This window comes from Terriglobus sp. YAF25, from assembly GCF_052113305.1.
Lineage (GTDB): Bacteria > Acidobacteriota > Terriglobia > Terriglobales > Acidobacteriaceae > Terriglobus.
Window position 1 is genome coordinate 1 of sequence record NZ_JBFRCY010000055.1, and the last position, 10,553, is coordinate 10,553.

A 10,553-nucleotide genomic window follows, 5' to 3' on the forward strand; every position below is an offset into this window, starting at 1 on the left:
AAAAAAGAGAGACAATCATCCCCATGGAACTTCGCGCTCGCCTCTCTCCGTTCGTTGATGCCGGAACCAACACGCTGACCCGCTCCGTCGTAAAGGTCGCTCTGGGAACACTCTTCCTGGCGGCTTCGTCGTGGCTGGCCGTGCCCATGTTCCCGGTGCCGATCACCATGCAGACCTATGCGGTGCTGGTGGTAGGAGCTCTCTTCGGCGCGCGGCTGGGAACCATTACCGTGCTGGCGTGGCTGGCGGAAGCAGTGATCGGGCTGCCGGTGCTGGCGCACGGCGCGGCCGGTGTCGCCGTGTTTATGGGACCGACTGCCGGTTACCTCGCAAGCTTCCCGGTGACGGCTGCCTTTATCGGCTGGCTCACTGACCGCAAGTGGATCAACGGCGTTGCCGCCAATCTGGGCGCAATGTTGACGGGCAACGTCATCAACCTGGGTATGGGAGCCGCATGGCTGGCCACTCTGGTGGGCTGGAACAAGGCCATCGCCGCGGGCGTGATGCCCTTCGTCGTCGGCGCTTTGGTGAAGGCCGGTCTGGCGACCGCTACGGTGATGGCGGCGCGGCGTACCTTCAAGCCCGCAGCCTGAAGGCAGGAAATCTCATGATTCGTCTGCGTCCGCATCATCTGCTGTGCATGCTGACGTACAAGGGCGAGGGCTACTCGCCGGAGTTTATTGCGAACTTCGACCGGCTTATCCGGCAGCTTGCTGCCGGCGGTGAGCCGGTCGAAATCGTCTCCGGCCCGGACGACATCTGCGCCCCTCTGGTCGCCGGCGGCGACTGCCACTGCTTCAACGAAAGCGTCCTGGAACGCGACCAGAAAGCAGCCCGGCAGCTCTCTCCCCTGCTGGGAGAGCCGGTTGTTCCCGGAGCCGTTCTGGAGCTGACCGGCGCCCGTCTGGCCATGCTACGCACCGCCTTCCGCAATGGAGACATCCGCGCAGCCTGCGAAGACTGTCCCTGGAAAGAACTCTGCGACGGGATCTCCGGCAGTGGCTTCACGGGAGTGAAGCTGACCTGAAGAGTTGAAAGTTCCAAGTTGAAAGTTGAAGCCGTACAGTAGTGCAAGCTATAGATTCCGTGCCATCAATGCCTTCCAGTTTCAGCGTGCAACCTCGATAACGTCCCGTCGAGAAAGTTACGTCTTCAACTTTCAACTTCTGAATCGAGCCGCGTTGCTAATTTTCGGCGCGGCCTTTCCGACCACCCGTACCGTACGTTTTCAACTCTGGAAAGTACTTGACGCCACACACTGTACATGACACAGTATGTGGTGTACAGGGTATGAATACCATTCTCCCCAACCCCGAAGTTGCCGAAAGCCTCACGCTGGAGCTGCGCCGCGGCTCGTTAGTGCTGGCCGTCCTGGCGGCGCTGCAGCAGGAGCACTACGGCTACACCCTGCGCAAGGCGCTGGCCGAGCGCGGGTTGGAGATGGAAGAGAGCACGCTGTATCCGCTGCTGCGGCGGCTGGAGACACAGGGTCTGCTCACCAGCGAGTGGCGCGAGGAAGACAAACGCCGCAAGCGGTTCTATCGCCTGTCAGCAGCCGGAGTCACAGTCTTCGAAAAGCTGCTCGCCGAGTACGTAGGGCTGAGCTCTGCCCTGGAACGGATTCTTAGCTCGTCCGCACGGATTCTTGCTTCATCTGCTGTTGTCACCAAGGAGTGACCGCCATGAACCAGCCCAAGACCGAACCGATCTATCCATCCACCACGTTTGCCCTACTGATGCCGTACCTCGCAGCCGTCGGCAAGCATCTCCCCACCCACCGCAAGAACGACATCCTGGCTGAGCTGGGTGCGAATCTGCTGGATGCCATGGAAGACCGTGAGGAAGAGTTCGGGCATCCCTTGACGCTGGAAGAACAGGCCGCAACGTTGCGGGCACATGGACATCCGTTCGAGGTGGCGATGCGCTACCAGCCGCAGCGGGCGCTGATCGGTCCACTGTTCGGGATCTACTGGTACACGCTCAAACGCGCAACTCCCCTGGTGATTCTGTTTGCCTTCGCGACTCAGATGATGCTGGCATTTGTGAGCCCCGAATCTGGAAGCCTGATGTACCGCCTGGGCGTGGTACCGTATGTGCTCTTTCTTTTTTGGGCGGTAGCCACCGCCGTCTTCGCTGGTCTGGACTACGGTGTAACGCACTACGTCGGAGCCAGGCGGCTTACGGCACAATGGGATCCGATGAAGCTGCTGCAAGAGCAGCCCCGGCCTGTACTGCATGGCGTCGCGCCGAAGTATCCGATTGTGGACCTGATCGCGGATGCAGCAGCGCTCTTATGGCTGGTGGCGGTGCCGCATTTCCCCGTACTGTTATTCTTCGGGCCCGCAGCCCGTCTCTTCCACATCGAAGCCACACCCATCTGGCACCGCATGTTTGCGCCTATCGCTGCGCTGCTGCTTACCCGGCTTGTACTGAAGGCGATTGCGATCGGCAGTCGGCATTCGGCCCGAAGGACTGGTTTGCTCTATGTGGCGGCTGACCTGTGCTCTGTCGTGGCGCTCGCGCTCCTCGTACTTCCAGGAGAGGCGTTGTTCACCATCACTGCGGGCGTCCCTGCCGAGACAGAGACGGGAATTCAGTTCGGCATCATGATGGGGCTCAGAGTAGCTTTAGTCGCAGCTTCGCTGGCCGCGGCGTGGAAGCTGTGGCAGGCCATGCGTCTCAGTGGTCCGGCAGATGGAGTACGCGGTACCGCGGTCTGCCTGTAACGCCGGTTTATAACCAGGGCGACGGAGCATTTTCCCTGTAGGTGTAGAGTAGGGTTTCTGTATCTATGGGCGTTTTCCGCAAAGAAAACGCCGCTGCACACCTCCTCCGGGCTACCTAGCAACAGGGAAAATGCTCTAGCCGCATTGCTACACTCGGGGCAATCGTGCAACTGCAACACACCATCGGCGGTACGACCTACGGTTTTCGCGATCTGAAGGATCTGCTGGCGAAGGCGACCCCATTGCGCTCCGGCGATGAGCTTGCCGCCGTCGCTRCAAGCTCGGCCGTCGAACGCGCCGCCGCGCAGATGGCGTTGGCCGATCTTCCCCTGCGTACTTTTCTGGAAGAAACCCTTGTCCCCTACGAAGAGGATGAGGTGACGCGGCTGATCGCCGACAGCCACGATCCTGTGGCCTTCGCTCCGGTCAGCAGCTTGACCGTGGGTGGGTTCCGCGACTGGCTGTTGTCAGACGAAGCGACAAGCGACGTCCTGTCGGGACTGGCCACAGGCCTCACCCCCGAGATGGTTGCCGCCGTCAGCAAGCTGATGCGGGTCCAGGACCTGGTTGCTGCAGCACGTAAGATCCAGGTGGTCTCGCGCTTCCGGACGACGATTGGCCTGGCAGGGACACTCTCGACGCGGCTGCAGCCGAATCACCCAACGGATGACGTCGTCGGCATCGCGGCATCGATCCTCGATGGCCTGTTGCTCGGTTCCGGCGATGCCGTCATCGGCATCAACCCCGCCACTGACAATGTGGAAACCACCGCGACCCTGCTGCGACTAATCGATGCAGTGCGGGAGCGGTATGCCATTCCCACGCAGAGCTGTGTCCTGGCGCACGTGACCACGCAGATGGCAGCCATCGAGCGCGGAGCTCCGCTGGATCTGGTCTTTCAATCGATTGCGGGAACAGAGAAGGCGAATGCGTCCTTCGGCATCACGCTGGCAATGCTGGATGAGGCGCATGCAATGGTGCGGGAGCTTGGTCGCGGCGGCGAGAACCTGATGTACTTCGAGACCGGGCAGGGCTCGGCACTCTCCGCCGAGGCGCATCACGGCATGGACCAGCAGACCTGCGAGGCCCGGGCGTACGCCGTGGCACGTCGCTACAAGCCGCTACTGGTGAATACCGTCGTCGGCTTTATCGGGCCGGAATATCTCTATGACGGGAAGCAGATCCTGCGCGCGGGCCTGGAAGATCACTTCTGCGGCAAGCTGCTGGGGCTGCCGATGGGCTGCGACGTCTGCTACACCAACCACGCCGAGGCCGACCAGGACGACATGGACACCCTGCTGACGATGCTGGGCGCGGCAGGAGTGAACTACATCATGGGCGTCCCTGGAGCGGACGATGTGATGTTGCAGTACCAGAGCACCTCCTTTCACGACGCGCTCTATCTGCGGCAGGTGCTCGGCCTGAAGCCCGCGCCGGAGTTTGAAGCCTGGCTCGCGGGCGATCATGCAGCAAGGTTGGCAGAGGCAAGTCCTCTGCATCTCACTGCCGGAGGGGGTGCATGACACAAGCTCTGAGCACGCTACGTCGCTACACACCGGCGCGAGTGGCGCTGCCATCCACCGGTGTGAGCCTCGCGACCAGCGAGGTGCTGGCCTTCCAGTTGGCGCACGCACAGGCACGCGATGCCGTCCATGTGCCGCTGCATCTTCCGAGTCTCGCACTGCGCCTGCAGCAGGAGGCAGGTGTCTCACAGGTGCTGCAGCTAACCACATCTGCACCCGATCGGGCACAGTATCTTCGAAACCCCGGCCTGGGGCGGAAGCTGAGCGACGCCTCTCGCACCCAGCTCGTGCACGGAGCACATGACCTCGCAATTGTGGTCGCGGATGGATTGTCGGCATTGGCAGTAGAACGGCACGCGGTTGAGACACTGGCTGCCCTGCTGCCGATGCTTGCCGGATGGGCTCTGGCCCCGATCGTCCTGCTGACCCAGGCTCGCGTTGCGGTCGCGGATGAAGTAGGTGAGTGCCTGGGAGCGAAGTGCTCGTTGATACTGATCGGCGAGCGGCCAGGGCTGTCATCGGCAGATTCGCTGGGAGCGTACCTGACCTGGAATCCGCGTGTAGGAAAGACCGACGCAGACCGCAACTGCATCTCGAATATCCGCTACGGCGGTCTGGAGCCAAAGGCAGCCGCTGCGAAGATCTTCTGGTATCTGCAGGAAGCAAAGCGGTTGGGTTTGAGCGGAACGGTTCTTAAAGACGGTGGAATCGTTGAATTGTTGAATAGTTGAATGGTGAGGCTGCGGCCTCAGCCGATTGGTGGAACCATTCAACTATTCAACCATTCAACTAACCAACCAGACGAGCCACTAAAATCTAAGGTATGGAGTTTCCTATCACCCGAATGCGCCGTCTTCGCCGTACCGCGGCGATGCGCTCGCTGGTCCGTGAGACCCATCTCCGTCCCGGCATGCTCTTGTATCCGCTCTTCATCTGTCCAGGAGAAGGTGTACGGAAGCCCATCTCTTCCATGCCCGATGTCTTCAACCTCTCCATCGATGAGGCGTTGAAGGAAGCGCATGAGTGCGCAAAGCTCGGCATCGGCGGTCTGCTGCTCTTCGGCCTGCCCGAGAGCAAGGATGAAGCCGGTACCGGCGGTTACGCCGAGGACGGCATCGTGCAGCGGGCGATCCGCGCCATCAAGGCCGACCGTGCGCTGGATGGGCTGCTGGTGATCTCCGATGTCTGCATGTGCGAGTACACCTCGCATGGACACTGCGGCATCATCGCGCGTGAGGGCGACCACTATCACGTCGACAACGACGCAACCATCGAGTTGCTGGCGAAGACCGCGGTCTCACACGCGAAGGCGGGCGCGGACATCGTTGCGCCGTCCGACATGATGGATGGCCGCGTCGAAGCCATTCGCGAAGAACTGGATATCGAAGGCTTCACCGAGGTGCCCATCCTCAGCTATGCGGCCAAGTTTGCTTCGGCSTTCTACGGGCCCTTCCGCGAGGCTGCCGATTCTGCGCCGCAGTTCGGCGATCGCCGGACCTACCAGATGGACGCGGCGAATCCGCGGGAAGCCATGCGCGAGATTGAGCTGGACCTGATGGAGGGCGCGGACATGATCCTGATGAAGCCAGCGGGCGCTTACCTGGACATCATCCTCGCCGCCCGCGAACGCTTCGAGGTGCCTATCGGCGCCTACCAGGTCTCGGGCGAATACTCCATGCTCTGCGCAGCCTTCGAAAAGGGATGGCTGGAGCGCGAGCGGACCATCCTGGAAAGCCTGCTGGCCATCCACCGCTCCGGCGCGGACTTTATCTTTACGTACTTTGCAAAAGAAGCAGCGAGGCTGCTTCGCAGCAGTTCGTAAGTGCTGGTTGCTGGTGTCTTGAGTCCAAAGCAGTCTCCCCACCACGTCGTGTCATCCTGAGCGTATGCGAAGGACCTGCTTCTAGTTGAGCCACCGATCTCGGTGCCTGCCAAGAAAGCAGGTCCTTCGCTACGCTCAGGATGACAACGCGAAAACTCCGGCAACTAGTCAATCCACCRCAATCGCGTCATACTCAACACCCGAAGCAGAAGGCGCCAGCACCCACAGGGTATAGATCCCTAGCGCGGTACCGAACGGAAACTTCAGCAGCGCCAACACGCCAAAAACAATGGCAAGCACGCGCCCCCAGGGCTTGCGTTGCAGCAGACTCCAGCAGACCAGTGCGGCCGCTCCGGCCATCACCAAGGTGGTGGCAAAGATGAACGGCATCATGGCATGAAAGAAGGGCATCTGCAGCGGCGAGGATCTCCAGCCAAAGAAGTGCGAGCGCATCATGACGTTGGCGAACGCCAGACCGAGAAAGACGCTGACGACGCGGTACGCGGCGAAGATGCCCCACAGCACGGCAAGGGTCTGCAGGTGCCGCGGCACACGCGGAATGTAAGGCACGCCATAAGCCATCGGAACTCCGGCCGGCGCGGGTTGAGGTGCAGCGCCAGGCTGAGAGGTAGCTTGTGCAGCGGGTTGAGGAGCTCCGCAACGGGAGCAGAAACCGCCGGCAGCGGCAGTAGGGGAACCACAGGTAGCGCAGGTCATTGTTCGCGCCTCCTTTTGAACCAGTCAGAGATACGCAGCGAAGAGACGACGAGTTCCGTTGCGGGGAATTCTACTCCCGTGCACTATAGGCGAAGCTCACGATGGAGCGGCCGATGCGTTTCATGATCATGCGTTGCAGCAGCCTCTGCATTCTGTTGTTGGGATTTATGACTGGAGCCTTGGCACAGGATGCGCCGGTCATTCGGCGTGAGGCCACGCTTGTCCTTGTACCGGTGCTGGTGACGGACAAAGACGGTTTGCTGCCGGAGCCATTGACCGCAAAGGACTTCGCCCTCACCGACGACGGTACGGCGATGAATCTCCATCTGGAAGATCGCTCGTCGCAGCCCCTGGCGGTGCTGATCGTGATGCAGACCGGCGGACGGGCGCCGCGACAGTTCCGTAACTACCGCGGTTTGGAGACCATGCTCGATTACATGACCGGTTCAGCCGACCGCAGCTTCGGCCTGCTGACCTTCGACAGCAAACCGGAAGGGATGCTGCGCTTCTCCCACGATGTCGGCAAGCTGCACGAGGCCATCGCCTCACCCGAGCCCGGCGATCACGGCGCCGCAATCCTCGATGCGGTAAACACCGGCATCGACCTGCTGGCCGCACTGCCGCCCGCAACGCGCAAGGTAGTCCTGCTGCTCAGCCAGCCGCAGGACACCGCTAGTAAGACACCGGTCGACACGGTATTGCGCAGGATGAGCGAGAACAACGTTGAGATCTACTCTCTAACGTTCTCGCCGGAGAAGACCGAGTTGATGGATTCACTGAAGGGCGATCGTTACGTGAATCCTCCATACAAACTGTCGCCGCTGGTTCCACCTGTCTTGTACACGCTCGATCTGGGTAAGCCTTTGGGAATGGCCTTCCGAGCCTTACAGGAGAATGCGGCGTCCGAGGTGGCTTCGCTCTCCGGCGGAGAATACCTCCGCTTCGACGACAAAGCCGATCTGGAGCGGCAGATGGCCATCCTCGCCAATCATCTGCCAAACCGCTATCTTTTGAGCTTCCAACCGGTTTCCGGCAAAGAAGGTTTGCATCGGATTGAGGTACGAATACCGGCGCACCCGGAGCTGACTGTGCATGCGCGCAACGCCTATTGGTCGACCGCATCTACCCCCAGCGCATCTACCCCAACGCATCTACCCCAACGCATCTACCATAGAGAAGTGAGTATCTTACGCGAGACGAGTGCGGCGGCCCTGGAGTGGCAGCGGCTGCGGGAACAGATGGCGCGTCTGACGGGTTCAGCAGCGGGACGCGAGCGTGTGCTTGCCCTCGAGCCCTCGACCGATGCCGCCTGGATCGCACAGCAGCAGGACTGTATCGCCGAGGTTAGGCTGTATCTCGCAACCGGCGCTGCGTTCTATTTCACTGCTGTCTTTGCCCCAGGCTCCATGCTGGAGAAGGCGCGGATTCCGGGCGCTGCGCTGGAGCCGGCAGAGCTTCTTCAGGTACTGGCGCTGTCAGAGCTGATGGAAGAGTGGCGCGCCGTCGCGCAGCTGGAAGAGCCATGGAAGGCAATCGCGGAGATCTCGCTTCCGGTAACGCAGGCATACCTCGCTCCGTTGCTTCATGCCCTGCGTGGCAAGATCGAGCCCGACGGCTCGCTGAGTGACGATGCCTCACCGGAGCTGGCGCGGCTGCGCAACGCCATCGCACGCCAGCATCGTGCCATTGAGGAATCGCTACGCCGCAGCCTGCGCGCCATCAGTGAATCCGGAGCAGCCCAGGAAGAGCTGATCACGCTCCGGGGCGAACGCTTCGTGATCCCGGTCAAGACCGAACAGCGCCGAAAGGTGCCGGGTGTTATCCATGGCTCCAGCTCCAGCGGACAGACTGTCTTCGTCGAGCCGTTGGAGACCGTCGAAAGCAACAATGAATTGCTGCGTCTTCTGGATGAAGAGCAGGCCGAGGTGCATCGCATCCTGGTCGCGATGACGCGCGCCGTAGGCGACCATGCTGCATCGCTCGAATCAGGTGCGGAGGTATTAACGGAACTCGATGCTCTCTTTGCCGGTGCGCGCTTCGCGCAGACACTGGATTGTGTCCGTCCTGAGTTCGTCGAGCATGAGATTGCGGTGAAGGCGGCGCGGCATCCGCTCCTGGACCTGCGGTTGAAGTCTGAAGGTGGAAGCGTAGTTCCGCTATCGCTGTCGCTGGAAGACGGAGCGCGACAGTTGATCATCAGCGGACCGAACACCGGCGGAAAGACCGTCTCCCTCAAAACCGTTGGCCTGCTTGCGCTGATGGCGCAGGCGGGTCTGCCGGTGCCGGCCGAAGAGGCAAAGCTTCCGATCTTCGCAGCGGTCTATGCCGATATTGGTGACGCCCAGTCGATCGAGCGCAATCTTTCGACCTTCTCGGCACACATGACCAACCTCGATCGCATCACGCGTGAGGCCGATGCCTCCTCGCTGGTGCTTCTGGACGAGCTTGGCTCGGCGACCGACCCCGAGGAAGGTGCGGCGCTGGCCGTGGCTATCAGCGGACACTTTCTGCGTATGCGCGCCTGGAGCCTGGTGACTACTCACTTGAACTCCATGAAGATCTACGCCGCCACGAACGAGGGCGTGGTTAATGCAGCGGTCGGTTTCGATGAAGAGACGCTTGCTCCGACGTACACATTGCGTATGGGGATTCCTGGAGCATCCGCCGGTATCAACATCGCGCAGCGCATCGGCCTGCAGCCGGAGATCATCGCCGCTGCGCGTAACCAGCTCGACCATCAGACTGCCGACATCGGCCGCTTCATCGACCAGTTGCACATGCAGCTCGCCGCGGCCAATGAAGAGCGCGAAGCACTCCGCAAACGCGAGCTCGCACTGGAACGCGAGAAGCAGCGGCTGGAAGCAGAGGGCCGCAACGAACAGCGGCAGAAGGCGCGCGAGCTCGAGGGCAAGCTGGCTTCGTTGATGAAAGACTTTGAGCACCAGATGCGCGAGGCTGCCGGAGCGATCGCCGACAAGGCAGCGAGCCAGAAGCTGGCCAAGGAGACGGAGCGCCGGCTGGCGCGGCTGAAGCGCGAGTTCTCCGAACAGTTCAATGCAACTGTTGTTGCTCACATCAGCGGCGCCGACAAGAAGGATCCGAACGCGCAGCCGCACGTGGTGAAGTCGATCAACGTCGGCGATACGGTCAAGCTGCGCACGCTGGGCCGCGAGGTACGTGTCGACCGCGAGGTTTCCTCGAATGTCTTCGAGGTCAGCATGGGACCGATGAAGATGCGGGTGCAGCGTGACGACATCGCCGAAGTGGTGCGACGAGCGCCTGCCGAGACGCCGTTACAGGCGGCAAAGCGCAAGGGCGGCGTGACGGTAGCGATGCAGACCGATCCCGACATTACCCCACGCGAGATCAACGTCATCGGCCGCACAGCCGACGAAGCCCAGGACGAAGTGGAACGCTTCCTCGACCAGGCCTTCCTCGCCGGTCTGCCCTCCATCCGCGTCGTCCACGGAACCGGCATGGGCATCCTCCGCCGCACCCTGCGCGACTACCTGCGGCGACATCCACACGTAGCCAACGTTACCGAGCCTCCGTACAACGAGGGCGGTCAGGGAGCCACTGTCGTTGAACTACGCTTGTAGCGAAGTTCAACGACAAGTTGCTGGTTGCTAGGGCGTATCGACATATTCACTTCCGCTGCGGGAGAGTTTTTGTTGCAGTTTTTGCATGGGAGTATTGCGCTACGAGCTGACCGATGCTCAGTGGAATCGGATAGAAGGGTTGTTGCCAGGCCGAGCGGGTCATGTG

General features: G+C 61.3%; 9 protein-coding genes. 8 read left to right on the forward strand and 1 reads right to left on the reverse strand.

The window, feature by feature from the left end; translation table 11 throughout:
- From AB4043_RS03600 to hemB, 7 genes are all read left to right on the forward strand, one after another.
- Window positions 1-593, forward strand: a 593-nt coding sequence (locus tag AB4043_RS03600; protein WP_442306517.1) for a biotin transporter BioY, incomplete at its 5' end; no start/stop codon positions are given.
- A gap of 14 nt (window positions 594-607) precedes the next feature.
- Window positions 608-1,027, forward strand: a complete 420-nt coding sequence (locus AB4043_RS03605; RefSeq protein WP_442303077.1) for a DUF1284 domain-containing protein — start codon at window positions 608-610, stop codon at window positions 1,025-1,027.
- 263 nt (window positions 1,028-1,290) lie between these two features.
- A complete protein-coding gene (locus AB4043_RS03610) occupies window positions 1,291-1,677 on the forward strand; it encodes a PadR family transcriptional regulator (RefSeq protein ID WP_442303076.1) in 387 nt (128 codons plus the stop codon).
- Window positions 1,678-1,682: 5 nt separating this feature from the next.
- Window positions 1,683-2,726: a hypothetical protein gene (locus AB4043_RS03615; protein WP_442303075.1), complete on the forward strand. Its 1,044-nt coding sequence runs from the start codon at window positions 1,683-1,685 to the stop codon at window positions 2,724-2,726.
- Between the two features lie 164 nt (window positions 2,727-2,890).
- Window positions 2,891-4,249, forward strand: coding sequence for an ethanolamine ammonia-lyase subunit EutB (locus AB4043_RS03620; protein WP_442306518.1), 1,359 nt, complete (start codon window positions 2,891-2,893; stop codon window positions 4,247-4,249).
- Complete coding sequence (gene eutC / locus AB4043_RS03625) at window positions 4,246-4,980, forward strand: ethanolamine ammonia-lyase subunit EutC (RefSeq protein ID WP_442303073.1); 735 nt, start codon at window positions 4,246-4,248, stop codon at window positions 4,978-4,980. The genes AB4043_RS03620 and eutC overlap by 4 nt, the downstream gene beginning before the upstream one ends.
- A gap of 92 nt (window positions 4,981-5,072) precedes the next feature.
- Window positions 5,073-6,071, forward strand: a complete 999-nt coding sequence (gene hemB, locus AB4043_RS03630) for a porphobilinogen synthase (RefSeq protein WP_442303072.1) — start codon at window positions 5,073-5,075, stop codon at window positions 6,069-6,071.
- 168 nt (window positions 6,072-6,239) lie between these two features.
- Here the strand turns inward: hemB and AB4043_RS03635 are convergent, their stop codons facing one another.
- Entirely contained in the window at window positions 6,240-6,788 is a 549-nt protein-coding gene (locus AB4043_RS03635) for a hypothetical protein (RefSeq protein ID WP_442306519.1), read from the reverse strand.
- Between the two features lie 113 nt (window positions 6,789-6,901).
- Here AB4043_RS03635 and AB4043_RS03640 point away from each other — a divergent pair, with 113 nt between their 5' ends.
- Window positions 6,902-10,387, forward strand: a complete 3,486-nt coding sequence (locus AB4043_RS03640; RefSeq protein WP_442303070.1) for an endonuclease MutS2 — start codon at window positions 6,902-6,904, stop codon at window positions 10,385-10,387.
- The last annotated feature ends 166 nt before the right edge of the window (window positions 10,388-10,553 follow it).